The sequence below is a fragment of the Glycomyces sp. L485 genome (genome assembly GCF_022548875.1).
Classification (GTDB): Bacteria; Actinomycetota; Actinomycetes; order Mycobacteriales; family Micromonosporaceae; genus Glycomyces.
Window position 1 is genome coordinate 156535 of record NZ_JAKZEW010000002.1, and the last position, 25162, is coordinate 181696.

The 25162-nt window shown below is 66.6% G+C and carries 22 protein-coding genes, 2 tRNA genes and 1 pseudogene; 11 read left to right on the forward strand and 14 right to left on the reverse strand.

Translation table 11 applies throughout. The annotated features are described in order from the left end of the window. Window positions 1-77 precede the first annotated feature (77 nt). Window positions 78-1727: an ATP-binding protein gene (locus tag L0U85_RS02105; protein ID WP_241375965.1), complete on the forward strand. Its 1650-nt coding sequence runs from the start codon at window positions 78-80 to the stop codon at window positions 1725-1727. Beyond that, the gene (locus L0U85_RS02110) at window positions 1724-2389 is read left to right on the forward strand and encodes a response regulator (RefSeq protein WP_241375967.1); all 666 of its coding nucleotides are present in this window, start codon (window positions 1724-1726) and stop codon (window positions 2387-2389) included. The genes L0U85_RS02105 and L0U85_RS02110 overlap by 4 nt, the downstream gene beginning before the upstream one ends. Window positions 2390-2581: 192 nt before the next feature. On the opposite strand, the gene L0U85_RS02115 is transcribed toward L0U85_RS02110, so the two are convergent. The 13 genes and pseudogenes from L0U85_RS02115 to dnaA form a co-directional block, all read right to left on the reverse strand. Further along, the gene (locus tag L0U85_RS02115; RefSeq protein ID WP_241375968.1) at window positions 2582-3481 is read right to left on the reverse strand and encodes a nucleotidyl transferase AbiEii/AbiGii toxin family protein; all 900 of its coding nucleotides are present in this window, start codon (window positions 3479-3481) and stop codon (window positions 2582-2584) included. Then, the gene (locus L0U85_RS02120; protein ID WP_241375970.1) at window positions 3478-4083 is read right to left on the reverse strand and encodes a hypothetical protein; all 606 of its coding nucleotides are present in this window, start codon (window positions 4081-4083) and stop codon (window positions 3478-3480) included. The genes L0U85_RS02115 and L0U85_RS02120 overlap by 4 nt, the downstream gene beginning before the upstream one ends. Before the next feature lie 277 nt (window positions 4084-4360). Further along, a tRNA-Ala gene (locus L0U85_RS02125) sits at window positions 4361-4433 on the reverse strand. Between the two features lie 98 nt (window positions 4434-4531). After that, window positions 4532-4663, reverse strand: a complete 132-nt coding sequence (locus L0U85_RS02130) for a DLW-39 family protein (protein WP_241375972.1) — start codon at window positions 4661-4663, stop codon at window positions 4532-4534. 270 nt (window positions 4664-4933) lie between these two features. Continuing rightward, window positions 4934-5007: transfer RNA gene (locus L0U85_RS02135), tRNA-Ile, on the reverse strand. Between the two features lie 200 nt (window positions 5008-5207). Further along, a pseudogene (locus tag L0U85_RS21035) lies at window positions 5208-5645 on the reverse strand (DUF3566 domain-containing protein); the annotation flags it as partial. Between the two features lie 243 nt (window positions 5646-5888). Continuing rightward, window positions 5889-8387 (reverse strand): DNA gyrase subunit A, encoded by a 2499-nt coding sequence (gyrA, locus tag L0U85_RS02145; protein ID WP_241375976.1) that lies wholly within the window; start codon window positions 8385-8387, stop codon window positions 5889-5891. A gap of 63 nt (window positions 8388-8450) precedes the next feature. Further along, entirely contained in the window at window positions 8451-10409 is a 1959-nt protein-coding gene (gyrB, locus tag L0U85_RS02150) for a DNA topoisomerase (ATP-hydrolyzing) subunit B (RefSeq protein WP_347177324.1), read from the reverse strand. A 274-nt stretch (window positions 10410-10683) separates the two neighbouring features. Further along, the gene (locus tag L0U85_RS02155; protein ID WP_241375980.1) at window positions 10684-11133 is read right to left on the reverse strand and encodes a DciA family protein; all 450 of its coding nucleotides are present in this window, start codon (window positions 11131-11133) and stop codon (window positions 10684-10686) included. Next, on the reverse strand, window positions 11123-12259 hold the full coding sequence (recF, locus tag L0U85_RS02160; protein WP_241375983.1) for a DNA replication/repair protein RecF: 1137 nt from the start codon (window positions 12257-12259) through the stop codon (window positions 11123-11125). Before recF ends, L0U85_RS02155 begins: the two co-directional genes overlap by 11 nt. Window positions 12260-12333: 74 nt before the next feature. Further along, on the reverse strand, window positions 12334-13209 hold the full coding sequence (gnd, locus tag L0U85_RS02165; protein WP_241375986.1) for a phosphogluconate dehydrogenase (NAD(+)-dependent, decarboxylating): 876 nt from the start codon (window positions 13207-13209) through the stop codon (window positions 12334-12336). An 85-nt stretch (window positions 13210-13294) separates the two neighbouring features. After that, on the reverse strand, window positions 13295-14443 hold the full coding sequence (gene dnaN / locus L0U85_RS02170; protein WP_241375989.1) for a DNA polymerase III subunit beta: 1149 nt from the start codon (window positions 14441-14443) through the stop codon (window positions 13295-13297). Window positions 14444-14840: 397 nt separating this feature from the next. Further along, window positions 14841-16586 carry a chromosomal replication initiator protein DnaA gene (gene dnaA / locus L0U85_RS02175; RefSeq protein ID WP_241375991.1) on the reverse strand — a complete coding sequence of 582 codons (1746 nt, stop codon included), beginning with the start codon at window positions 16584-16586 and terminating at the stop codon, window positions 14841-14843. A gap of 587 nt (window positions 16587-17173) precedes the next feature. Between dnaA and rpmH the strand changes: the two genes are divergently transcribed. The 8 genes from rpmH to L0U85_RS02215 all read left to right on the forward strand — a co-directional run bounded on the left by rpmH (window position 17174) and on the right by L0U85_RS02215 (window position 23380). After that, window positions 17174-17311, forward strand: a complete 138-nt coding sequence (gene rpmH, locus L0U85_RS02180; RefSeq protein WP_241375993.1) for a 50S ribosomal protein L34 — start codon at window positions 17174-17176, stop codon at window positions 17309-17311. Window positions 17312-17397: 86 nt separating this feature from the next. Beyond that, complete coding sequence (gene rnpA, locus L0U85_RS02185; RefSeq protein WP_241375995.1) at window positions 17398-17808, forward strand: ribonuclease P protein component; 411 nt, start codon at window positions 17398-17400, stop codon at window positions 17806-17808. After that, the gene (gene yidD / locus L0U85_RS02190) at window positions 17805-18140 is read left to right on the forward strand and encodes a membrane protein insertion efficiency factor YidD (protein ID WP_241375997.1); all 336 of its coding nucleotides are present in this window, start codon (window positions 17805-17807) and stop codon (window positions 18138-18140) included. The genes rnpA and yidD overlap by 4 nt, the downstream gene beginning before the upstream one ends. Beyond that, a complete protein-coding gene (gene yidC / locus L0U85_RS02195) occupies window positions 18137-19270 on the forward strand; it encodes a membrane protein insertase YidC (protein ID WP_241375999.1) in 1134 nt (377 codons plus the stop codon). Before yidD ends, yidC begins: the two co-directional genes overlap by 4 nt. A 68-nt stretch (window positions 19271-19338) precedes the next feature. Continuing rightward, window positions 19339-19833: a R3H domain-containing nucleic acid-binding protein gene (locus tag L0U85_RS02200; RefSeq protein WP_241376001.1), complete on the forward strand. Its 495-nt coding sequence runs from the start codon at window positions 19339-19341 to the stop codon at window positions 19831-19833. 9 nt (window positions 19834-19842) lie between these two features. Next, window positions 19843-20526 (forward strand): 16S rRNA (guanine(527)-N(7))-methyltransferase RsmG, encoded by a 684-nt coding sequence (gene rsmG / locus L0U85_RS02205; RefSeq protein WP_241376002.1) that lies wholly within the window; start codon window positions 19843-19845, stop codon window positions 20524-20526. A 316-nt stretch (window positions 20527-20842) separates the two neighbouring features. Continuing rightward, complete coding sequence (locus tag L0U85_RS21040) at window positions 20843-22276, forward strand: ParA family protein (RefSeq protein WP_347177325.1); 1434 nt, start codon at window positions 20843-20845, stop codon at window positions 22274-22276. A gap of 3 nt (window positions 22277-22279) precedes the next feature. Then, on the forward strand, window positions 22280-23380 hold the full coding sequence (locus L0U85_RS02215; RefSeq protein WP_241376005.1) for a ParB/RepB/Spo0J family partition protein: 1101 nt from the start codon (window positions 22280-22282) through the stop codon (window positions 23378-23380). 361 nt (window positions 23381-23741) lie between these two features. On the opposite strand, the gene L0U85_RS02220 is transcribed toward L0U85_RS02215, so the two are convergent. Beyond that, window positions 23742-24317 (reverse strand): GNAT family N-acetyltransferase, encoded by a 576-nt coding sequence (locus tag L0U85_RS02220; RefSeq protein ID WP_241376006.1) that lies wholly within the window; start codon window positions 24315-24317, stop codon window positions 23742-23744. Window positions 24318-24687: 370 nt separating this feature from the next. Here L0U85_RS02220 and L0U85_RS02225 point away from each other — a divergent pair, with 370 nt between their 5' ends. Further along, window positions 24688-25161: a hypothetical protein gene (locus L0U85_RS02225; RefSeq protein WP_241376008.1), complete on the forward strand. Its 474-nt coding sequence runs from the start codon at window positions 24688-24690 to the stop codon at window positions 25159-25161. Window position 25162: the final 1 nt, after the last annotated feature.

The window sequence follows — 25162 nt, forward strand, 5'->3', positions numbered from 1 at the left end:
GAATGTTCGAGAGACGATGGTCACCCCTGCGCTTGCCCGGCGTCAGCATTGTGTCCGTAACGAAAATTGAGTTCATTGTGTTCAAGCTCTCACCACGCCCGACATTGGCGGGCCAGCTGCTCGCCTTCCAGCTCACGATCATCCTGATCGTGCTCGCGGCGGTCGCCGGCCTGTCGCTCGCGCAGTCCGCGGCGACGTTCAACGCCGAGCAGGGCAGGCGCGTCACCCAGCTGGCGGAGCGACTCGCCTCGAACGACCTCGTGCGCGCCCGCGTCACCCGGCCCGCCCCCGAGCAGACCCTCGCGCCGCTGGTGCAGAGCACCCTGACGCAGTCGCAGGTCGCGTCCGTGACGATCGCCGACGCCGACGGCCGCGTCGTCGTCTCCACCAACCCGCTGCTCGTCGGCGACGAGCTGCCGGTCGGCGACGCGGCCGTGTTCGACGGCCGCGGCTGGAGAGGCGAACTCGACGTCGGCGAAGACCGGCAGCTCACCGCCCAGATTCCCGTCATCGGCGCCGAGTCCTCCAACCTGGGCGACCTGCTCGGGATCGTCATGATCGGCCAGTCCTCCCCGACCCCGTGGGAGCGCCTGGTCGACGCCACCCCGAACCTGCTGCTCTACCTCGGCGTCGCCAGCGCCCTCGGCGTCGCCGGGTCGTGGCTTCTGGCCAGGCGCATCAAACGACAGACCCTCGGCATGGAGCCCCGGGAGATCGCCGGTCTCGCCGAGCACCGCGAGGCGATGCTCTACGGCATCGCCGAAGGCGTGGTCGCCATCGACGACCAGCAGCGGATCACCCTCGCCAACGACGTGGGCCGGCGACTGCTCGGGCTCCCGGACGACTCGGTCGGGAAGTCCCTGGCCGAACTCGAGGTCGGCGAGCGGCTCCGCGACGTCCTGACCGGCGTCGTCACCGGCTCCGACCAGGTGGTGCTCCAAGCCAACCGGGTGCTGGTCGTCAACCGCATGCACGTCGAGAAGGACGGCCGGAACCTCGGCGCCGTCGCGACCCTCCGCGACCGCACCGAGCTCGCGCAGCTCGAGCGCGACCTCGGCTCGTTCCGCTCCACCGCCGAAGCGCTCCGGGCGCAGGCCCACGAGTTCGACAACAAGCTGCACACCATCTCCGGGCTCATCCAGATCGGCGAGTACGACGAAGTCGTCGGCTACATCGACGCGCTCAACCGGCACCGCCGGTCGCTCGACCTGTCGATCACCGGGCCCGTCCGCGACAAGGCGATAGCGGCGCTGCTCATGGCCAAGTCCGCGCAGGCATCCGAACGGCAGGTGCGGCTCGACGTCGCAGAGGGGACCGCGCTCGCCTCGCTGCACCCCGAGGACTCGGCCGACATCGGCACCGTTGTCGGCAACCTCGTCGACAACGCCGTCGAGGCGGCGACCGGCAGCCCGGAAGCCTGGGTCTCGGTCGAGATCCGCCAGCGCGAGGCCGACGTCGAGATCGTCGTCTCCGACTCCGGCCCCGGCGTTCCACCGGAAACCGCGCAAGAAGTGTTCACGCACGGATTCACCACGAAAGCGGCCGAGTCCGGCGACCACGGCATCGGCCTTGCGCTCACGAAACTCGTGTGCGAGCATCGCGGAGGCGGCGTCACCGTGGCGAACACCGCCGACGGCGCTCGGTTCACCGCGAGGCTCCCCCTCTCGCACCCCGTACACGAAGCGCCCGCGCGACTGGCCGGTCCGGCCAGTGAGGAACTGACATGATCGATGTGCTCGTAGTCGACGACGACTTCAGAGTCGCCGCCATCCACCGGGGCTTCGTGAAGCGGACCCCCGGTTTCCAGGTCGTCGGGACCGCCGCGAACGGCGAAGAGGCGCTGCGGGCCGCCGCCGAACTGCGGCCCGACCTGGTCCTGCTCGACCTGTACCTGCCCGACGCGTTCGGGCTCGACCTGGTCACCAAGCTGCGCGCCGAGGGGCACGACTGCGACATCATGGTGATCACCGCGGCCCGCGAAGCCGACGCCGTGCGCGCCGCGGTCCGCAACGGCGCCGTCAGCTACCTGCTGAAACCCTTCGGCTTCAACGACTTCCGCGACCGCATGGAGCAATACGCCGCCCAGCGGGCGGGGCTGAAGGCCGCCGCGGTGCGCGACCAGGCCGATGTCGACAAGGTCTTCTCCCGCGCGACAGCGCCCGCGGTGAGCATGCCGAAGGGCTTCAGTCCGGAGACCGCCGCGTTGGTGGAGGCCGCGCTGCGCGAGGCAGACGGGTCGCTCTCGGCCGCCGAATGCGCCGAGCGCATCGGCGTCTCCCGGGTCAGCGCCCGCCGCTACCTGGAACACCTCACCGAGAGAGGCAAGGCCGAGGTCACCCTCAACTACTCGGGACGGGGCCGCCCGGAGCGCCGCTACCGCTGGCAGTGACCGCGCCGCCTGCGGCGGGAAGCGGTAGGTGCGTCGGGGACCGACATCAGGCAAGAAATGAGGGACCATCAGCATGATGGTCCCTCATTTTCTGTATGTCTGTTTCTGTGGACCTGGCAACGACCTACTTGAACCCACTGACACTCCACTGGGGAATACGGATAGCCGTCGGAGCTGAAACGCTGCTCGGTTTCAGTGTGATTGCCACTGTTGCTCGGCGGCACTCCAGGTCCAACCGTTGACCGTGCCGCTGACGACGGGATCGGCGAAACCGGTCACGGCGTCCAAAAGCTCGCTGAACTGCTCCGGCAGTCGGCCGTCGAGCCGTTGCTTGCGCCGCCACGCCCGCCACCGCGCTTGCGCGATTCCGGCGAAACCGTCGAGGGCTTCGCTCAGTGGCGCGAGCAGCGCTTGGCGGTGGGCGGCGACGCGGCCGACTGCCTCGGCCAGTTCGACACCGTTGACATCATGGCGGCGGAAAAGCAGGTAGATGTCGGCGAAGTCGCGCCAGCGAGTGTTGGCGGTGCCGCGCTGGATCGCGGTGACGAGTTTCTCGGCGAACACCATAGTGAGCGGGTACCCGACGAGATCGATGTGTCCACCGAGCAGTCGCGGAAGGGGTACCGGCCGTGGTCCGGGCCAGACAGGGTCTCCGACATTGATGTCGACATGGAGCCGGAGCCTCGCAACCGAGAGGCGGGCGCTGAAGATGATCCGGACGCCACTGTAGGTCTCCTCGTCGCGGATCGTCTCAACCGCGACATCGTCGTAGTCGAAATCCAGCCCATCGTCGAGTTCGATGTCGGCAATGCCGAGAACGACGTCCCGGAGGTACGTCTCATCGCCCGGGATCCGCTGGCCCTGAAAATCGATGTCGCGGGTCGGACGGCGGGTGTCGAAGGCGGCCAGGAGCACGCCGCCTTTGAGGACCAGCCGGTCGGCGTGCTCGGAGACCGCCAAACGGGCGAGGAATCCTTCGAGCGCGTAAATCTGGAGCAGCTCATCGGTCGGCCGCCGGTCGCGGCGGGCGAGATTCTGCAGATCGAGATAGGCGCGGCCGGCTGTGGTCGCTCGGGTCGGTCGCTCGGTCACAGCAGGATCTCCAAGGCGTTCTGCAGCGCGGGGCGCGCATTCGGGAAGTCGCGGGACATGGCAAGGATGGCGGCTGGGGATGATCCAGGGCGACGCAGCCATCGTTTCAAGGCCTCGACAGCGAGTTCGTGACCTTCGAGGTGTCGGAGGCGAAATGCGTCGATGATGCTCCGCTCGGGTCCGTACAGACCGATCGTGGTCGCCTCATCGAGCTGCAGTTCGGTGCGGCCGACGGTGAAGGTTGCTGGATCGAAGGAATGCCAGGCGACCGGCGATTCGGTGACGGGGCGGCGGTGGCCTCGCGGGACCGCCATGTCTATGACGGGCGGGATCTGGTCGGTCAGGTCATGGCGGCTCAGTGCCGAGACCAGGCAGATCGTGGCTTGCGGCGCCCGCTGGACGATCTCGTGGAGCTCAAGGTCCGCGGGGAGATCGGCATCGGCGATCCGGAACCGGCCACGCCCGATCGCCTCGATGAACCCTTGGTCTCGCAAGCGGTACAGGGTCGATTTCGCGACGCCCGCTTCAGTGGCCATACGGTAGGTGAAGACGGGAGGCAGCTCTTGCAGCCGCGCTCGGGCTTGTCCGCGATTCCCCTTCATGGGAATAAGTGTACACACATCCATAGCATGTGTAGACGATTACTCCCAACAGCGGCCAGCCCGGCGGGGCGATGGCAACCATCAACATGATGACCGCTCTCGCGCCAGCACAGACCGCGCCGCCATCGTCGGCGACCACCAAGCAGGCGCAACCCGGAAGACGCTCGCGCAGAAGTACAGCATCAGTAGGCACGCGAAAGCGGCACCTGCCCGGAGGCCGGTGCCGCTGACGTCGACGATATTCACATGGCCCTGGGTCCAAGACCAGGCCTTATTGTGGAGCCAAGGGGAATCGAACCCCTAACCTCCTGCTTGCAAAGCAGGTGCTCTGCCAATTGAGCTATAGCCCCGGTACCCCGTGAGGAGTGCTGCGAACAGTACGAGTATCCCCGCCGCGCTCATCGCACCAGCGAGGATACCCGGAGCGCAGTGAGGTGGCTAACGCCTTCTAGCGCACTTCTTCCGCGGATGTGGTGGCCTCGTGCCACAGGGTGCGCTCGTCGTTGATGGACTTGACCTTCTTGGCCACTACGACGGCGACGGTCGCGACACCCGCGACGATCAAAAGTTTCTTCCACATGAACCCAGGCCCCCTGCATCCAGAGCTTGCTCCGTACGGCGACGTCAGGATCGACATCGCGCGATGCCGTTCAGCATAGCGAACACCGCCTCGCTCGGACTTGCGGCCAGCTTGCGGGAGGCGTCAAAGGGGTGATCCGGGCGTGTCGGATAGGTCGCGGTCGAGGTCGGGATGTCCAGGCCGAGGGCCGGATCAGATCCCAGATCTGTGATACCCGTCGCAAGACCGGCGGGATATGAAAAAACCCGCCGTCTCGCGGCGGGTTATCGGTGGGCGTACCAAGACTCGAACTTGGGACCTCAGAGTTATCAGCTCTGCGCTCTAACCACCTGAGCTATACGCCCTGATCAGGTGTCCTCGTCGCCTGTCCGGCAACGCTGAGAAAGGTTACCTCACCAGGCGAAGCGGTGTTGACTCGACCCCCGGCGGGAAGGGACCGGCGTCACTGGCCTCCTTCGCCTTCCGAGTCTACGGCCGTCCGGTCCCGTCGTCGAACGCGAAACGGCCCGCGATCCCCATCGGGATCGCGGGCCGCTCCTCGCGTTCAGTCGCGTTCGGCGAGGGTGACCTCGACGCCGCCGACCAGGTCGGCGCACACGTTGTAGATGAACGAGCCCAGCGTCGCCAGGGCGGTGAACAGCACCATGTTCACCACGCCGAGCAGGGCCGCGGCGCCGATGACGCCCTTTGCGGTGATCCGGATGCTCTCGGTGTCGACGCCGGCTTCGCCGTTGGTGCCCATGAGCATCGCCAGCATGTCGTTGACGGTGTCGAAGACGCCCATCGCGTCGAGCGCGATGTAGAGCACGGTGGTGGCGACGACCATGACGATGAACAGCACGATCGACACGGCGAAGGAGAACTTCATGACCGACCACGGGTCGATCCGCTTGAGCCGCAGCTTGGCGCGCCTAGGGCCGCGGGCCGCGGCCTGCGAGACGGCCGCCCTCGCGGCGCGGACCGCGTCGGCCACGCGCGCGGAGCTGGCTACGCCCGTGTTCGGTGCGGCGGGTGCGCCCTGCATCTGCGAGACCGCCTCGGGCGTGACCGGCGGCGGAGTCATCCCCGGCGGGCGGCGGATCGTCAGGGTCTTGTCCTGATCCTCCGCGGACGGCTCCGACGACGGCGAGTCGCCGCCGTCCGCTTTCGACTCCTCGTCCGGATCAGGCGTGGCCTCGGCGTCCTCGCGCTCCGTCTCCGCAGCGGTAGCCTTCGCTTCCGTCATCTACTCGTCCTGCCCATCATCGGGTTCTTCGGCGCTCTTGGTGATGGCGAGCAGCGAGACCTCGTCGGGGAGGTCGATCAGTTTGACGCCCATGGTGTTGCGGTCCGTGGTCTTGCGGACCGGCTTGACCGGAGTCCTGATGACGCCTCCCTCCGAAGTGATCGCGAACAGCTCGTCGTCCGGCGTCACGGACAGCGCCCCCACCAAGTCGCCGCGTCGTTCCGTGATCTTCGCTGTCAGGACGCCCTTGCCCCCGCGGCCCTGCGGCGGGTATGCGTCGACCGGAGTCCGCTTCGCATATCCGCGGCTGGTTGCCACGAGGATGTCCATGTTATCGCGCAGCACGATCATCGTGAGCAGTTCGTCGTCTCCGACGAAACGCATGCCGATCACACCGCTGGTGGCGCGGCCCATGGGACGCAGGGAATCGTCCGAGGCCTGGAAGCGGATCGCCTGGGCCTTACGGGAGACGAGCAGCAGGTCGTCGGCGGGATCGATGAGCGCCGCGCCGACGAGTTCGTCGCCGTCGCGCAGGTTGATGCCGACGATGCCGCCGGTGCGCGGCGAGTCGAAGTCGCCCAGGCGGCTCTTCTTGACCAGGCCGTTCCTTGTGGCCAGCACCAGGTGAGGGGCGGCGTCGTAGGACCCGAGCTGGATGACCTGGGCGATCGTCTCGTCAGGCTGGAAGGCCAGGACGTTCGCCACGTGCTGGCCGCGGGCGGTGCGGCTCGCCTCGGGCAGCTCGTAGGCCTTGGCTCGGTAGACGCGACCCTTGTTCGTGAAGAACAGGATCCAGTCGTGCGTGGTGCAGACGAAGAAGTGGCTGACGATGTCGTCCTGCTTCAGCTGCGCGCCCTGGACGCCCTTGCCGCCGCGCTTCTGCGAGCGGAAGGAATCGGTCTTGGTGCGCTTGACATAGCCACCGTGCGTGATGGTGACCACAATGTCTTCGCGGGCGATGAGGTCCTCCATGGAGACCTCGCCGGCGTCGGGCAGGATCTGCGTGCGCCGCTCGTCGCCCCAGCGCTGCACGACCGTCGCGAGCTCGTCGCGGACGATCGCCCTCTGGCGCTCGGGCTTGGCGAGGATGTCCTCGAAGTCGGCGATCTTGGTCTCGATCTCGACGAGCTCGTCGATGATCCGCTGGCGCTCCAGGGCGGCCAGGCGCCGCAGCTGCATGTCGAGGATCGCGGTGGCCTGGATCTCGTCGACGTCGAGGAGGCTCATCAGGCCGGACTTGGACTCCTCCGCCGAAGGCGAGCGCCGGATGAGCGCGATCGTCTCGTCGAGCAGGTCGAGGGCCTTGGCCAGACCACGCAGGATGTGGGCGCGCTCCTCGGCCTTGCGCAGCCGATACCGGGTGCGGCGGACGATGACCTCGATCTGGTGGGCCACGTAGTAACGCACCATCTGCGCGATGTTCAGGGTGCGCGGCACCCCGTCGACCAGCGAGAGCATGTTGGCGCCGAACGTCTCCTGCAGCTGCGTGTGCTTGTACAGGTTGTTCAGCACGACCTTCGGGACGGCGTCGCGCTTGAGCACGATGACGATCCGCATGCCGGTGCGGCCGGAGGACTCGTCGCGGATGTCGGCGATGCCGGTGAGCTTGCCGTCCTTGACCAGCTCGGCGATGCGCTCGGCGAGATTGTCCGGGTTGACCTGGTAGGGCAGCTCGGTGACGACGAGGCAGGCGCGGCCCTTGGAGTCCTCTTCGACCTCGACGACGGCGCGCATCTTGATCGAGCCGCGTCCGGTGCGGTAGGCGTCCTCGATGGCGGCGCGGCCGAGGACCGTCGCGCCGGTCGGGAAGTCGGGGCCGGTGACGATGCCGAGCAGGGCCTCCAGGGCCTCCTCCTCGGTGGCCTCGGGGTGGTCGAGGCACCAGTTGACGGCGGCGGCGATCTCGCGCAGGTTGTGCGGCGGGATCTTGGTGGCCATGCCGACCGCGATCCCTTCGGAGCCGTTGATGAGCAGGTTCGGGATCCGCGAGGGCAGGATCGTCGGCTCGGTGGTCTTGCCGTCGTAGTTCGGCTCGAACTCCACCGACTCCTCGTCGATGTCGCGCAGCATCTCCATCGCGAGCGGGTCGAGCCGCGACTCGGTGTACCGCATCGCGGCGGCCGGGTCGTTGCCCGGGGATCCGAAGTTCCCCTGGCCGTCGATGAGCGGGTACCGCAGGCTCCAAGGCTGGGCCATGCGGACCAGGGAGTCGTAGATGGCCGAGTCGCCGTGCGGGTGGTACTGCCCCATGACGTCACCGATGACACGGGAGCATTTGACGTAGCCCCGGTCGGAGCGGTAACCGCCGTCGTACATCCCGTAGAGGATCTTGCGGTGGACCGGCTTGAGGCCGTCGCGCACATCGGGCAGGGCGCGCCCGACGATGACGCTCATGGCGTAGTCGAGATAAGAGCGCGACATCTCCACTTCGATGCCGACCGGATCGATGCGGCCGTGGCCCTCCGGCAGTTCCAGCTGGTCTTGGTTGTTCTCAGGCACCAGTGCTTCCTTGCTCTGTAAGGCGGATCGTGGCGAGCTCCGCTCGCTCATCAAATGTCCAGGCTAGATATCCAAGAAGCGGACGTCCTTGGCGTTCTCCTGGATGAAGCGGCGGCGACTCTCCACGTCCTCACCCATGAGGACGCTGAAGAGCTCGTCGGCGGTTGCCGCGTCGTCGAGTTGGACTTGGAGGAGATTGCGGCTGGCAGGGTCCATGGTCGTCTCCCACAGCTCGGTGTAGTTCATCTCACCGAGGCCCTTGTAGCGCTGGACGCCGTCCGAGCGGCGCGGATCGGCCTTGCCCTGGGCGACGCCCTCCTCGATGAGCCGGTCGCGCTCGGCGTCGGAGTAGGCGTAGGAGACCAGGTCGCCCTTCTTGTTCCACTTGATCTTGTAAAGCGGCGGCTGGCTCATGTAGACGTGTCCGAGCTCGACGAGCGGGCGCATGAACCGGAACAGGAGCGTCAGCAGCAGCGTGTTGATGTGGTGGCCGTCGACGTCGGCGTCGGACATCAGGATGACCTTGTGGTACCTGAGCCGCTCGATGTCGAACTCTTCGTGGATGCCGGTGCCGAGGGCGGTGATCATGCCCTGGACCTCGTTGTTCTTGAGGATCTTGTCGAGGCGGGCCTTCTCCACGTTGAGGATCTTGCCGCGGATGGGCATGATCGCCTGCGTGCGCGGGTTGCGGCCCTGCTTGGCCGAGCCGCCGGCCGAGTCGCCCTCGACGACGAACATCTCGCACTCTTCGGGGCTGGTCGACTGGCAGTCGGCCAGCTTGCCGGGCATCGAGGAGGTCTCCAGAAGGCTCTTGCGGCGGGCCAGCTTGCGGGCCTGCTGCGCGGCCTTGCGGGCCTGGGCCGCCGAGGATGCCTTCTGGACGATGATCCTGGCTTCCTTGGGGTGGCGGTCGAGCCAGTCGGGCAACCACTCGTTGCAGACGCGCTGCACGAAGCCCCTGACCTCGGTGTTGCCGAGCTTGGTCTTGGTCTGGCCCTCGAACTGCGGCTCGCGCAGCTTGACGGAGATGATCGCGGCCAGGCCCTCGCGGATGTCGTCGCCCGAGAGGCGGTCCTTCTCGCTCTTGATGATCTTCTTGTCGAGGCCGTACCGGTTGACCGCGTTGGTCAGCGCCGAGCGGAAGCCCTCCTCGTGGGTGCCGCCCTCGTGGGTGTTGATGGTGTTCGCGAATGTGTAGACCGACTCGCCGTAGGACTCGTTCCACTGCATCGCGATTTCGAGGGACTGCTCGGACTCCTCGGCGGAGAAGGAGACCACGGTGGGGTGGACGGAGGTCTTGGAGGCGTTGAGGTGGCGCACGAAGTCGGCGATGCCCTCGTCGTACTTGAAGGTGACCTCGCGGATGTTGCCTTCCTCGTCGAGGTGCTCGGGGCGCTCGTCGCGGAAGGTGATCGCCAGGCTCTTGTTCAGGAAGGCGTACTCCTGGAGGCGCCGGTAGATCATCTTGTAGTCGAATTCGAGCGTCTCGAAGATGTCGCCGTCGGGCCAGAAGCTGACGATGGAACCGGTGGTGTCGGTGACCTCGCCCTTCTCCAGCGGCCCGGGCTGGGCGTGCTTGTAGAACTGGCGCCACACGTGCCCGTGCTTGCGGATCTCGACCGACAGCTGGGTCGAGAGGGCGTTGACGACCGAGACGCCCACGCCGTGCAGGCCGCCGGAGACCGCGTAGCTCTGGGAGTCGAACTTGCCGCCGGCGTGGAGCACCGTCAAGGCGACCTCGACGCCCGGCTTCTTCAGCTTCGGGTGGGGGTCGACGGGGAAGCCGCGACCGTTGTCGGTGACGCGGACGCCGCCGTCGGAGAGGAGGGTCACGTCGATGTCGGTGCAGAAGCCCGCGAGCGCCTCGTCGACCGAGTTGTCGACGACTTCCCAGATGAGGTGGTGAAGGCCACGTTCACCGGTCGAGCCGATGTACATGCCCGGGCGCTTCCTGACCGCCTCGAGGCCTTCGAGGACTGTCAGCGAACTGGCGCTGTACTCGTCCTGCTTCTTCGCCGCCACCGGCAACTCCTTCTGTCGTCGTTCACGGTCTGTGAGAAAGCTAATCCGTCGGTGTGACACTTTCGGCCGTCTCGGCCGCAGTGCCCCGCTCTGGGCGTCCCCAGCTCACCGGAGTCAAAGGGGAAGCGGTCGGAGCGCTGCGCCTCCGACCGCATCACATGTCAAGTCTACTGCGGTCGCGCCCTGAGTTTCCTGTCTCTACGGCGTGATGTCGTCACAGTCGCATCCGGAGACGAGGACATGAACCCCCCTACGGACCTAGGGGCGTATCGCTTCAGAACGTGTCACGAGAGCCATTAAATCGTACTCGCCTCGGACCGTACGAACGTGTCGGCTGTCTGGGCCCTACGATCTTCAATCGTTTGACTACGCCGGGCCCGAGCGCGGCGCCGATCTTCGCGTAGATCTGCGCCGAGAACAGGCGCAGCTGAGTGGCCCAGGCGGTGGACTCGGCGACGACCAGCAGCTCGCCGTCGACGAGCTGCTCGGGGCGGCAGTGGCCGGCGATCTCGGGGCCGACGATCTCGGTCCAGCGGCCGAACACCGAGGCGTTGGAGACCTTCCCGGTCCAGCCCTTCTTGCGCACGACCTGCCCCAGCAGCGAGCCGAGGGACTCGGGGTCGCGCTTGTCGGGCCCCGGCCCGGACCACTCCTTGCGGAATCGGGGGTCGTCGCTGCGGCCCCGCCTGCGGCGGGGCCGGTAGTCGTAGCCGCTAGAGGACACGTCGGATCTCCCCTTCCCAGACGTCGAACCGGGCGCCGGCGAGGCGATCGGGGACGTCGCCTGCGACGGCGCAGGTGATGAGGGTCTGCGGCGCGGCCTCGGCGTATTCGGCGAGGCGTTCGCGCCTGGTGGTGTCGAGCTCGGCGAACACATCGTCGAGGATCAGGATCGGGGCGGTGCCGTCGGCGCGCAGCAGTTCGAACGCGCCCAGGCGGAGCGCGAGCGCCACCGACCAGGTCTCGCCGTGGGAGGCGTAGCCCTTGACCGGCAGGTCCCCGAGGACGAGGTCGATGTCGTCGCGATGGGGCCCTACGAGGGTGGATCCGCGCTCGACCTCCTTGGCGCGCGAGCCGGCCAGCGCCGCCGAGAGCCGCGCGGTGAGCAGTTCGCGGTCGTCGGTGAGGTCGTCGCCGAGCTCGGAGGTGTAGGCGAGGGCGACCTCGCTGCGGCCGTCGGCGATGCGGGAGTGGGCCTTGGCGACGGGTTCGGCCAGGTCGGCGACGAGCGCGAGCCGTCCGGCGAGGAGCTCGGCGCCGTGCTCGGCGAGGTGGGCGTCCCAGGCGTCGAGGGTGGCCAGTTCGGCGCTGCCGGGTCCGCGGCCGCCGGTCTTCTTGGCGAGGTAGGCGGTGCGCAGGAGGGTGTTGCGCTGTTTGAGGACCCGCTCGTAGTCGGCCTTGACTCCGGCGAAGCGCGGGTAGCGCGAGCACAGGAGTTCGTCGAGGTAGCGGCGGCGCACGCTCGGTTCGCCGCGCACGAGCGCGAGGTCTTCGGGGGCGAAGGCGACGGCCTTGAGCGCCCCCAGGAGGTCGCGGGGGCGGGTCAGGGCGTTCTTGTTGAGGCGCGCTCGGTTGGACTTGCCGGGCACGATCGCGAGCTCGGCGAGGAGGCGGCGGGCGTCGTGGAGGATCTCGGCGCGGATGACGGCCTCCTCGGCGCCGACGCGCACGAGCGGGGCGTCGTTCGCGACCCGGTGCGAGCGCAGCGTCGCGAGGTAGACGAGCGACTCGACGAGGTTCGTCTTGCCGTGCCCGTTGGGGCCCACCAGAATCGAGGGCCCCTCGTCGAGCATTATCTGGGCGTGCGCGTAGGACCTGAAGTCGTTGAGTTGCAGCTGCCGTACTCGCACGCCTCTATTGTGCCGCCTTCGGACTACTCGGGGCGCACCGGATGCCGCGACCGCTTCGCGGCCCGCGCCCGCCGCTATTCCGGCCTCACGGCGTGCCCGCCGAATTGATTGCGCAGGGCGGCGACGGCCTTCATGGCGGGGGAGTCGTCCTGGCGGGAGGCGAATCGGGCGTACAGCGAATCGGAGATCGCCGGAAGCGGCACGCGCAGGCGGATGGCCTCCTCGACCGTCCATCGGCCCTCGCCGGAGTCCTCGACCCAGCCGCGGATCTCGGCCAGTTCGGGGTCCTCGTCGAGCGCGCGGTCGAGCAGGTCGAGCAGCCAGGAGCGGATGACGGTGCCCGAGCGCCAGGACTTGATGACCTCGGCCACGTTCTCGACTTGGTCGGAGGCCTCCATGAGCTCGTAGCCCTCGGCGTAGGCCTCCATCATGGCGTACTCGATGCCGTTGTGAACCATCTTTGCGTAGTGCCCGGCGCCGACCCCGCCGGCGTGGACGAAGCCGTGCTCGCCTTCGGGTTTGAGCTCGTTGAAGATCGGCATGAGCCGTTCGACGTCGGCCTTGGCTCCGCCGACCATGAGCGCGTAGCCCTCGGTGAAGCCCCATACTCCGCCGGAGACGCCGACGTCGACGTAGCCGATCCCGCGTTCGGCGAGCGTCGCGGCATGCTCGGCGTCGTCGGAGAACCGGGAGTTGCCGCCGTCGACGACGAGGTCGCCCTCGGAGAGCAGGCCGGCGAGCTCGGCGACGGTGGAGCGGGTGGCCTCACCGGCCGGGACCATGACCCAGACCGCCCTGGGGGCGTCAAGCGCGTCGACGAGTTCGGACAGCGAGCCGACGTCGGCCTTGTCCGGGTCGCGGTCGTATCCGACGACCTCGTGTCCGGTCTGTTGGAGCCGCAGCTTCATGTTGCCGCCCATCTTGCCGAGCCCGATCATGCCGAGTTGCATGTCGCGCCCCCTTCCACATGCTCGAGCGATGTTCGCGCCGAGGTACGCACGCCGCCATGCGAACCATGGGTCGGCAGAGCGCCTGTCAGGCGTCCCAACGCAATGGTTGCAGCATGTAGAGGTAGCCGTCGTAGTTTGTGTCGGACTCCTCAGCTTCGGGCGCGGCCTCCCCGGTCATCACGACCGGCCTGCCGAGCTCGTTCATCTTGAACGCGGTGATCGGCGAGTCGACGACCGAGAGCCCGTCGAGCAGGTAGGTCGGGTTGAACGCGATCTTGCCGGGTTCGCCCTCGAAGGTGCAGTCCATGGCCTCGGAGGCCTTGGCGTCCTCGGCGCCGCCGGCCTCGACGACGAGCCCGTCCTCGTCGAAGGACAGCCGGATCGGCGAGTTGCGGTCGCCGACGAGCGCGACGCGGCGGGCGACCTCGATCAGGTCCGAGGTCTTGACGCGCAGCACGGTGGCGTAGGCGGTGGCCAGAAGGCTCCGCAGCGGCGGCAGCTGGCCGTCGAGGACCCGCGAGGTGGTCTGGCGGCCGCCGGCGATGAAGCCGACCATGCCGGGAGCGCCCTCGGTGCCGGAGGGCACGGCGATAGTGACCGGGCCGGAGGAAGATCCGAAGGTGCGGGCGGTGTCGGCGAGGGCCTTGGCGGGGACGAGGACGGTGACGTCGACATCGGATTCGCCGGGCTCCCAGGCGGAGTCGCGGATGGCCATGCGGTAGCGGTCGGTGGCGAGCAGGCCGATGCCGCCGCCGGTCATCTCGATCTGGACGCCGGTCATCGTCGGGAGGGTCTCGTCCTTGCCGGCGGCGATGGCGGTCTGGGCGACGGCCTTGGCGAACTCGTCGGCGTCGATGGTGCCGATGGCCTCGGGCATCTGCGGCAGGCTCGGGTAGTCCTCCAGCGGCATGGTCGGCAGGGTGAAACGCGCCGAGCCGCAGGTGAGCTCCGCGTGCGGGCCGTCGACGGTGAAGTTCACCGGCTTGTTCGGCAGGGCTTTGACGATCTCGGCCAGCAGCTTGCCAGAGACCAGCGCGGTGCCCGCGGATTCGCCGGTGACATCGACGGTGACGCGGGTGGAGATCTCATAGTCGAAACCGGAGATGGTCAAGGTGCCCTCGTCGACTGACAGGCGGGCGCCGGCCAGCACGGGGACGGACGGTCGGGCCGGAAGGCTCTTGGCGGTCCACGAGACCGCATCGGCGAAGGTGTCCCGATCAACTTGGAACTTCATGGCGAGGTTGCTCCTCATCTGGCTGATGCCTGGTTGTTCACAGCGCTATTACTAATGGTTTCTCTATAGATATAACTGTCGTCGTAGTAGTCGGTGCTGTGGAAACTGTGGAAAACGTGTCTTTTCCCTGCTAGACATCGATTTCGGGTTGTGGACGGACTGTGGAGAACCTGTGGATGAATCGGCAGTTTATCCACAGCGTCCGAGACTCGGGTAGTTTTCCACATCTCGTCCACAGCTGTATCCACAGCTTTTCCACAGGTTCTCCACAGGCTTGTGCACAGGGAAAACGCGAAGCGAATTCGCGCCTCCGACTGTTTTCCACACGCCGTCCACAGGCTTTCCACAGTAATCCCGGTTTATCCACAGCTTTTCCACAGAGTTGTCCACAGGTGGTTCATTCGTCTGTGTGTTTCAGACGATTGGTCAATTCGGCGATCTGGTTGTACAGCGCCCGCCGCTCGGCCATCTGCTTGCGGATCTTCTTGTTCGCATGCATGACCGTGGTGTGGTCCCTGCCGCCGAACGCCTGCCCGATCCGCGGCAGCGACATGTCGGTCAGCTCCCGGCACAGGTACATCGCGACCTGGCGGGCGTTGACGAGCACCCGCGAACGCGAGTTGCCCTTGAGATCGGCGGTGGCGACACCGAAGTAGTCGGAGGTGGCGTGCATGATCTGGTCGACCGTGACCTCGGGATTCTGCCCGCCCTCGGGGATGAAGTCGTGCAGGACCTCCTCGGCCAGCCCCAGGTCCACGGGCTTGCGGTTGAGGCTCGCGTACGCGGTGACGCGGATGAGCGCGCCCTCCAGCTCGCGGATGGAGTGGTGTATCTGCGAGGCGATGAACTCGACCGCGTCGGTGGGCACCTTCAGGTCGTCCTGGACGGCCTTCTTGCGCAGGATCGCGATCCGAGTCTCCAGGTCCGGCGGCTGGATGTCGGCCAGCAGGCCCCACTCGAAGCGGGTCCGCAGGCGGTCCTCCAGAGTCTGGAGCTGCTTCGGCGAGCGGTCCGAGGAGATCACCAGCTGCTTGTTGGCGTTGTGGAGCGCGTTGAAGGTGTGGAAGAACTCCTCCTGCGTGCGCTCGCGGTCCATGAGGAACTGGATGTCGTCGATCAAGAGGATGTCGACGTCCCGGTAGCGGCGCTGGAAGGCCTGCTGACGCCGGTCCGACAGCGAGTTGATGAAGTCGTTCGTGAACTCCTCGGTCGTGACGTACCGCACGGAGGCGGCCGTGCCGAGATCGTGGGCGTAGTGCCCGACCGCGTGCAGCAGGTGCGTCTTGCCCAGCCCGGAGCCGCCGTAGATGAACAGCGGGTTGTACGCCTTCGCCGGCGCCTCGGCCACGGCGAACGCGGCCGCGTGGGCGAACCTGTTCGACGAGCCGATCACGAACGTGTCGAAGTTGTAGCGGGGGTTGAGCCGCCCGACGCCGTCGACGGCCTTCGGCGTCGGGGCGGCCTTCGTGGTCTTGGAGACGCCGCCGCGCCGCTCGGGGTCGGGGTCGTCGGAGGGCGGCGGGGCGATCGGCGGGGAGGACGTCCCCGACTCGGCGGGCCGCTGCGACCGCTCGTCCTCGGACGGCTCGTTGTGCGGCTGCTGCTGGGGGATGCCCGGGTACTCGGCTTCGGCACGCTGGTCGTGGACCTGCGCCTCGTACTCGGCTTCGGCCGCCCGGGCGTTCGAGCGGCGCTCGCCGGCCCGGAACGCGTCGGTGTCGAACAGGCTCGGCGGGTTCGGCGGGGCAGCCTGGTGGGGGACGGGGCCCGGGGGCTGTTGGACCGGGTCGATCTTCGGCATCTCGAAGATCAGCGTGTCGTCCGCCTCGGCCGGACGCGCCGGGGCCGGGGCAGGCTCGGCGGGGCCGTCGGCGGCGTTGTCCTGCATGGTCACGGCGATCTGCGTCGGCTGCCCCAGGCGTCGCGACAGCGAATCGCTGATCGGGTCGCGCAGCTTCGACTCGAAGGCCGCGCGGGCGAACTTGTTGGGGGCGGCGATGATGAACGTGCCGCTCACCGCCACCACCGGCTGCGTCAGCCGCATCCACGCCTGTTGCTGGCGGGTCAGCACCGACGCCTCAGTCAGCTCGGCGGTCACCGCCGACCAGACTGCCGCCAGATCTTGGTCGGTCAACTTCGCCATCCTTCACCAAACTCATTGACGTCGACGCGAGCGTCAACGTCCCATGCTCATGTACGTCTCCGCGAGCGTCGACGCGATGGGCTAGACTGCTGTACTCCAGCGGCCCGCATCGCCTCGCCCCGCGGACCGGTCGATCCACGCCGAACCAGGCATTCGCCCAAAGCGCGTCTAAGCAGTTTTCCACAGGTTATCCACAGGCTCTCAGCTGCCCTGTGTATATACGCCTCTCCTGACATTGCCTCACAAGCAACGGTCATGACCTGCGATTCTGTTTTCAGTGTCCGGTGATCGTCTTGCGGGGACACTGAAACCGTCCACCGATCGGGGGAAGTTATCCACAGGCAGGTCACGGCGCGCGTCGCCTCCCTCGGCGCCGCCCGCGCAACGGTACGGTCACAGTCGGACCACCGGTGGCCGCGCCCGCGCGTCGGCGAGTAACATGAGCGAGTTGCCCTCTGACCGGAGGGACATGCCACACCCGCTGTCCGCGGCAGGAGCGGCACACGAAAGCCCTGCTAGGCTGACTTCTGCGTCCCGTAATACGCGGTCCGCAGCAGTCATTTGATTCGTAATGGGAGAAATCCGACGTGAGCAAGCGCACCTACCAGCCGAACAACCGCCGTCGCAAGCGCACCCACGGCTTCCGGCTGCGCATGCGCACCCGTGCCGGGCGCGCCATCGTCAACGCTCGTCGCAACAAGGGCCGCAAGAGGCTGACCGTCTGATCGGTCGAGCGCTCAACGACCCCGGAGCGCTTGCCGCCGGGCCGGGAGACGGCCCGCAGGCTTCGCCGTGGACGGACGTGATCCAGGTGCTTCCAGTCGACGCACGCATTCGCCGCAGCCGTGACTTCAGCTCCGCGCTGAAGCGGGGCAGCAGAGCGGCCCGCGGCGGCGTGGTGGTCCACTGGGCACCGGCCCCCGATCCGCAGGCCACACCGAGCACGACACCGTCCGATGCCGAACACCAAGCGGCGCGGGCGGGTTTTGTCGTATCCAAGGCCGTCGGCAACGCCGTCGTCCGCAATACCGTCAAGCGCCGGCTGCGCCACGCCGCGGCCGAGCAGATGCGCTCCTGGCCCGACGGCGTCGACGTGGTCGTGCGGGCCACACCGAGAGCCGCCGAGCGCGACTTCGCCGCGCTGAGCCGCGACCTCGCCCAGGCCGTCGAAGCCGCCCGCAGCGGCAAGAGCCGCAGGCCCCGGAAGACGGATCGGCCATGAGCGGCCGGGTCTCGGCCGCCGCCACCCGAGTGGTGAGTCTGCCGATTGTCGCGTACCGTCGGTGGGTAAGCCCGGCGCTACCCGACCGGTGCCGCTTCTACCCCAGTTGCAGTGCATATACCCTCGAGGCGCTGTCCCGACACGGACTGGTCCGTGGCATATGGTTGAGCTTGCGGCGACTGGGACGGTGTCACCCCTTCCATCCGGGCGGCTACGACCCCGTGCCCCCTCGGCGGGGAAGCTCAGACACGGCTCACGAGCTTCACCGGAATGCCCCGCGAGCCGTACCCGAGCCAACTGTTGGAATTGAGACGACTGGAGTCCGCCAGTGAACTTGAACTGGTTCTACATCGGTGTGTCATGGCTGCTGCTGCGATGGCATGACCTGTGGAGCAGCGTGTTCAACGGGGCACACGCCCTCGCGACCGACTGGGCCTGGGTACTCGCGATCGTCGGCGTGGTCATCACCATCCGGGTCATCTTGTTCCCCCTGTTCGTCAAGCAGATCCGCTCGCAGCGGGCGATGCAGAAGCTGGCGCCAGAGATCAAGGCGCTGCAGGAGCGCTACAAGGGCGACCGCGAGACGCTCCAACGCGAGATGATGGAGCTGTACCGCAAGGAGAAGGCCAACCCGCTCATGGGCTGCCTTCCCATCCTGCTCCAGATGCCGGTGTTCCTGGGCCTGTTCTGGGTGCTGCGGCGCCCCGACCCGCACCAGACGCTCAACACCACCCTGTACGGCTGGACGGGCTACAACGACGGGCCGGGCTCCGATTGGAACTCCTACGTCGACGCGAGCCTGCTCGGCGCCCCCTTCTGGAGTACCTTCGGCACGCCCGCCTCCGACCTGGCGGAGGTCGGCGCCTCCGAAGTCACCGTCAAGATCGTCGCGGGCATCCTCGTCGCGGCCATGATCCTGACGACCTACCTGACCACCCGCCAGATGATCCTCAAGACCGGCTGGTCCGAGGACGCCAACCAGCGCATGATCCAGAAGGTGATGCTGTACGGCATCCCGGTGATCATGATCTTCTCCGGCGCGATCTTCCCGATCGGCGTGGTCATCTACTGGACCATCAACAACCTCTTCTCGCTCGGGCAGCAGCAGTACGTGCTGCACAAGTACCCGCCACCGGCGCAGAACTCCGCGAACAAGCCGCCGAAGCCCGGCTCGAAGGCTCACGAGAAGATGCTCGAAGACCAGCGCGAAGCCGAGGAACGCAGGAAGTCCCTGGCTCCCAAGCCGGGACAGAAGCCGAAGCAGACCAAGGCGCCGCAGCCGAAGGCTCCGCAGAACAAGGACGACGGCTCGAACCCGACCGACAAGGCCAAGCAGGGCGGTCCCGGCTCGGGCAAGAACCTCTCGCGGGCCGAGCGCATCGCCCGGGCCAAGAAGGTCAGCGGCGCGCAGCAGGCCGGCAAGAAGAAAAAAGGCAAGGGGGGCGGCTCGCAGGCCGCGTAAGCGACCGAGTGCTAGCCGCAATGGGGCAAACTAGGCTTGTAACTAGCGATAGGACATAGTTAGCGATTATGGGAGCAACGGTGCGGGAGGACGAGGTGGCCTCCGAAGACGAACTGTTCGAGCAGAGTGAAGTGGCGGCCGACTACATGGAAGGCCTGCTGGACATCCTCGACCTCGATGGCGACATCGACGAGCTGGTGGTCGGCGACCGCCCGCAGGTGGAGATCGTGGGAGAGGACCTCGGCGGCCTGGTGGGCCCGAAGGGCCAGACCCTGGAGGCATTGCAGGAGCTGTGCCGTCTTGCGGTGTACCGCAAGACCGGTGACCACTCGCGGCTGATGCTGGACATCGGCAGCTACCGCGCGGGCCGTCGCAAGAAGCTGGCCGAGTTGGCCGAGAAGACCGCGAAGAAGGTCATCGACGGCGGCGAGGTCGTCAAGCTCGACCCGATGAGCGCCTTCGAGCGGAAGTGCGTCCACGATGTCATCAACTCCACGGCGGGCGTGCAGAGCGAATCCGAAGGCGCCGAGCCGCGCCGCCGGGTCGTGGTGAAGCCCGAGTAGCAGGAACTGATGACCCAGGAGCCTGAGAGCTCCGAAGACGTCGAGGCCAATGTTTCACGTGAAACATTGGCCTCTGTGTTCGGGGACGATGATGAGCGAATCCAACAGGCACAGGACTATGTGGGCCTGCTGCGGACCGCGGGAATCGAGCGCGGTCTTATCGGCCCGCGGGAAGTGCCGCGGCTGTGGGGTCGCCACGTGCTCAACAGCGCGGTTGTCGGCGAGTTGATCGGCCGCGACTCGGACGTGATCGACGTTGGCTCGGGGGCGGGCCTGCCGGGGATCCCGCTGGCGCTGGCGAGGCCGGACCTGTGGGTGACGCTCGTCGAGCCGATGCAGCGGAGGGTGGACTTCCTTCAGGAAGTCATCGGGACGCTGGGCATACCGAACGTAGAGGTGCTGAGAGCCCGAGCCGATGAGGTCGCGCCGAGAGGGCGGGCCGACGCGGTGGTGTCGCGGGCCGTTGCGCCGTTGGGGAAGCTGGCGCGTTGGTGCCTGCCGCTGGCGAGAGTCGGCGGAGCGATGCTGGCGATCAAGGGACAGAGCGCGGCGGAGGAGATCGAGCGCGATGCCAAGCATCTCAAGCGAGCAGGCGGCGGGAAAGCCGAAGTGAGGCTGTGCGGCCGGGAGAAGTTGGTCGATCCGGTGTTCGGCGTGCCCACTACGGTAGTGAGGGTCGAAAGGGCCCGCTGAAGAAGGCGAGCTGATCGGCGACGGCCCCGGACCGTGAAGCCACACACGGCAGGCACGCCCGGAGCCCGACGGGTCCCCTGAAGGGACAAGTCGGGAGATATCCACTGTCACTTCCAGCCTGGAGTATTCGATCTCTCAGCAGAGGTAAAGTCCTCGTCTATTGTGTTGCCGCGCAGGGCGTTCAGTATCGTCGCCCGCGTTGGCGACTCTTCGAACGCGGCAGGATTCACTCTGTTGGGCTAATGTATGGCTCGTAAGCTTCTTCAAGAACGGGGTCGATGTTTCACGTGAAACATTCGGCCCGTAATCTGTGGCGGTGAATGTGCGCGACCCCCTTCCCTCAGAAGATCGTGAACACCAGAGCTCTCTCGGCGGCGATACCCCTGCTGAACGCCGCATCAAGAACCTTCTCGATGCCGCTGTGAGCGAGGATGAACCTACTCCCCGTCGACGCCGCTATCGAGAAACTTCACAGTCGCCGGGTGGCGAAGCACAGCGCTACGGTTCCGCTGGGCCAGAATCGGTCCCTAGGAAGACCGGCCAGACGGCCGGAACCACGGACCCGGTCTTCCGCAGTCAAAACGATCTGTCGAACGACAGCGGGGAACGGGACGGGATGCGCAGATCCACATCGCAGCGAGGCAAGTCCGGACGTCACACCGCGCCGGAGGCCACGGCCGACGGCGCTGGGCTCAAGCCGGGCAATGACTCGAAAGCTTCACAATCTCACGACACCGAGACGACTTCGAAGTCGAACAGCTATGACAGCATCGCCGATGCCTCAGGTGATTCGATGCCGCTGGTGGAGGAGCGCAGCGACGAGATCCCGCAGCAGTCCAACCCGCTCGAGGACGATCTGCCGCTCGCTCGAGAGGCGCAGCGTGCCGTTCGAGTTCTGAACCCGGCCGGCGAAGTCACCATGCCCCGGCCGCCGCGCCGTCGCGTGATCGCCGTGGCGAACCAGAAAGGCGGCGTCGGCAAGACCACCAGCGCCGTGAATCTCGCGGTCGCGCTCGCCCTGCACGGCAACCGGGTCATGGTCATCGACCTGGACCCGCAAGGCAATGCCTCCACCGGCCTCGGTGTCGAGCACGGCGCCGGCACGCCGAGCGTGTACGAGGCGCTCGTCGACGCCATGCCGCTTGAAGAGATCGAACAGCGTGTCGATGGAATTCCATCGCTCCACTGCATCCCGGCGACCATCGACCTCGCAGGCGCCGAGGTCGAGCTGGTGAACGTCGTCGCCCGCGAGGCGCGGCTGGAAAAGATCATCGCGGCCTATGGCGGTGAAGTCGACTACATCCTCATCGACTGTCCGCCGTCGCTCGGCCTGCTGACCGTCAACGCGCTTGTCGCGGCTGAGGAAGTGCTCATTCCGATCCAGTGCGAGTACTACGCGCTCGAGGGACTGGGGCAGCTGCTGAGGAACATCGAACTCGTCAAGGCTCACCTGAACTCGCGGCTGCGCGTCTCGACGATATTGCTGACGATGTACGACAAGCGCACCAAGCTCGCCGATCAGGTCGAGAAAGAGGTGCGCGGTCACTTCAGCGAGATCGTGCTCGACTCGGTAGTGCCGCGAAGCGTCCGAGTCTCGGAGGCTCCCGGATACGGCCAATCGATCATGACGTACGATCCCGGCTCGCGGGGCGCGACGAGCTATTTCGAAGCAGCCGAAGAGATCGCCCACAGGGGCGCGAAGCTGAGTTCGCGGCGATCAGTTCAGAAGAATGAGAAGGGCAGGAACTAGTCGATGGCAGCGGCGAAACGTGGGGGGCTCGGTCGCGGGCTCGGGGCACTGATCCCGACCGGACTGGCCGAGACCACGACCACCGAAGTCGATGAGGTCGACGAAGAGCCCGCTCCGAAATCGAACGGGGCGCCACGACAGGATGTCCCGAGCACCCGCGATGTTTCACGTGAAACACCACCGGTGGAGGGAGCTGATGTTTCACGTGAAACATCGGCGCCCGAGCCGACGGTTCCCGACTTGGTGCCGGTCCCCGGGGCCAGCTTCCAGCTGATCCGGATCGACGAGATCTCGATGAACCCGAAGCAGCCGCGGCAGGTCTTCGACGAGGAGCATCTTGTCGAACTCCAGACCTCGCTGACCGAGGTCGGCATGCTTCAGCCGATCGCGGTCCGCGAGAGGGCGGAGGACGAGTCGTTCGGTGGCGCAGACGACGGATCCAAGTTCGAACTCGTCATGGGCGAGCGCCGGCTCCGCGCCGCCACCGCACTCGGCTGGGAGAGCGTTCCGGCGATCATCCGGCGGACCTCTGACGACGAGCTCCTGCGCGAGGCGCTGCTGGAGAACATTCACCGCGTGGAGCTGAATCCGCTTGAAGAGGGAGCGGCCTATCAGCAGCTCCTCGAAGAGTTCAATGTGACACAGGAGGAGCTCGCGAAGCGGATCGGCCGGAGCCGCCCGCAGATCTCCAATATGATCCGTCTGCTGAGCTTGCCGCCGACCGTGCAGACGAAGGTGGCGGCCGGCGTGCTGACGGCGGGTCATGCGCGTGCGCTGCTCGGCCTTGACAGCAATGACACACAGGAGCACATCGCCGAGCGGATCATCAGCGAAGGGCTGTCGGTGCGCAGCACCGAGGAGCTTGTGACCGCATGCCGCCTGGAGGAGACGCCGGAACTCGACGAGCCGAAGAGCGCCGCCGCTCGGGCTTCCAGTAAAGACCGGATCAAGGCACCTGGGCTGGACGAACTGAAGGACCGTCTCTCCGATCATTTCGAGACGAAGGTCGGCGTCACGTGGGGGCGCAAGAAAGGCAAGATCGTCATCGAATTCGGTTCACTGGCGGATCTGGACCGGATCGTCGAGCAGATCGGCGTCGAGTAACCGAGGCGATCATCCGGGTCGGCCGCCGAACATGAAACCGGAAATTTAGTGAAATGTCGCCCCTAAGGGACCCCTTGTATTAAGTCTAATCAGGAGGGGCGACAACTCGCCCGTTCACGGTGTCACTGAATCAGGTGAGAGCGGCCGTGGGCTCGGATGCATTGGGATGCCCGGCGAAGATGCGGAGTCGGTTCGGCGCGATCTTGGACGAGTCTCGATCAGGCGGATGGTCGTACCGGGCGGAGGACCCGGGAGTCGAGGACAAAGCGCCGGGGCCGATGTTTCACGTGAAACATCGGCCCCGGCTTCTCATCGGTCTATTCGGTTCCCGCCGCTGCGGGTTCGCCTATCCGGTTCTCGGCTAGTTCAGTTCGCGCCACATGATGATGTCGTCGCGGTAATCGTCGTCGGCCACGCGCACAGCGCGCGGGAGACGGCCGACCTCGGTGAACCCGTGCCGCCTGTAGAAGGCATCGGCACCGGTCCCCGAGCGGACCTTGAGGCTGAGCGCCTCCAATTTCAATTCCTCGCGTGCCACTCGATCGACCGCACTCAGGAGCTTGCCGCCAAGGCCGCTGCCCTGACGCTCCGGGTCGACCTGTACGTGGCGGATGGTGCGCCATCCCTGCCTCGGCGGGCTGTCGTTTGATGTGAGAACACACCAAGCGACAATGGCGGCTCCTTCCTTTAGAGCGACCAGCGTGTCAGTCTGGTCGATCACTCGCGCGAGAATGGAAACGGTGTGAGGGCGAACCTCTTCGATGTTCACCGGCGGGACGAACCCGACGGAACCGCCGGCGTTCGTGACCTGTACCCAGAGGTGGCTGAGTTCATCGACGAGCGCGGCGGTGACCGGCGGATCCACCAGAACCGAGATGTCGTCGCCGTTGGCCGGCGACAACTCTGGCGTGGAACTATCAGTCACTGTTGCTTGCACGCCTACCAGCTTGCCCTAAGTCCTCGGCCCGCCGACACCCCCGTCCCGCCATATGGGCGCACGTCACTATCGGACACCAATCGGCTCCTCTGACCATGATTTGCACCATTCAAACCCGACGCATAGGTCACGTATCGAAGTTCGTGATAGTCAGGACTTCGCAAGCTGCACCAAGAGGTCGATTCCGGTGCTTTCCAGGCTCGCGCCCATGCGGTACCTTTCGGGTGTGGCATCAGCGAGTACCCCCGGTCAAATCCCCCAGTCAAATCATTCGACACCGAACTCGCAGCAGGGAAACCAGCGCGCGAGCGGCGCCCGATCCGATCTGCCCGCCTTCGTCGCCTGGCCGGCCTTCCCGTTCGAGGGAGAGATGCGTCTCAAGCCCCTCCAGGAACCTGTCAGCGCCGAACCACCCAGGCGCGGTGATCGCCAGGAGCAGTGCTCCGCCTGCCATACACCGGACTCCGCGTACCTGTGGAGCAATGAGCGTTGGCGACTCAAGAGCCCGCCCGCGCCGAGCGGCCTGCCCGTCGTGGTGATCCTGGAGCCGCGCGCACACCTCGACCTCGGAGACCTCTCTACGATGCACGCCGCCGAGCTCGGTGTGCTCACTGTGCGGCTCGAACGCGCTATTCGGAACCTCGAGTCGGTCGCCCAGGTCCATGTGAACCGCTGGGGCGACGGGACTGCGCATTTGCAGCAGTGGTTCCTCGCGCGCCCCCACGGCTACCTTCAGCTGCGGGGGCCGTTCATGACCATGTGGGACGAGATCCTGCCGCCCGTCGAAGAACACGAGTGGCGCATGAACCTCGAGTACATCGCCGCCTGGCTCGCCGACGATTGAA

Excerpts from the sequence above, each read along its gene's own strand:
- yidD (WP_241375997.1), top strand. The coding sequence starts at position 17,805 with ATGAGCGGCCGGGTCTCGGCCGCCGCCACCCGAGTGGTGAGTCTGCCG.
- gnd (WP_241375986.1), bottom strand. The coding sequence starts at position 13,209 with ATGCAACTCGGCATGATCGGGCTCGGCAAGATGGGCGGCAACATGAAG.
- dnaN (WP_241375989.1), bottom strand. The coding sequence starts at position 14,443 with ATGAAGTTCCAAGTTGATCGGGACACCTTCGCCGATGCGGTCTCGTGG.
- dnaA (WP_241375991.1), bottom strand. The coding sequence starts at position 16,586 with ATGGCGAAGTTGACCGACCAAGATCTGGCGGCAGTCTGGTCGGCGGTG.
- L0U85_RS02200 (WP_241376001.1), top strand. The coding sequence starts at position 19,339 with ATGGGAGCAACGGTGCGGGAGGACGAGGTGGCCTCCGAAGACGAACTG.
- rsmG (WP_241376002.1), top strand. The coding sequence starts at position 19,843 with ATGACCCAGGAGCCTGAGAGCTCCGAAGACGTCGAGGCCAATGTTTCA.
- L0U85_RS02120 (WP_241375970.1), bottom strand. The coding sequence starts at position 4,083 with ATGAAGGGGAATCGCGGACAAGCCCGAGCGCGGCTGCAAGAGCTGCCT.
- L0U85_RS02130 (WP_241375972.1), bottom strand. The coding sequence starts at position 4,663 with ATGTGGAAGAAACTTTTGATCGTCGCGGGTGTCGCGACCGTCGCCGTC.
- L0U85_RS02225 (WP_241376008.1), top strand. The coding sequence starts at position 24,688 with ATGCGTCTCAAGCCCCTCCAGGAACCTGTCAGCGCCGAACCACCCAGG.
- L0U85_RS02215 (WP_241376005.1), top strand. The coding sequence starts at position 22,280 with ATGGCAGCGGCGAAACGTGGGGGGCTCGGTCGCGGGCTCGGGGCACTG.
- L0U85_RS02110 (WP_241375967.1), top strand. The coding sequence starts at position 1,724 with ATGATCGATGTGCTCGTAGTCGACGACGACTTCAGAGTCGCCGCCATC.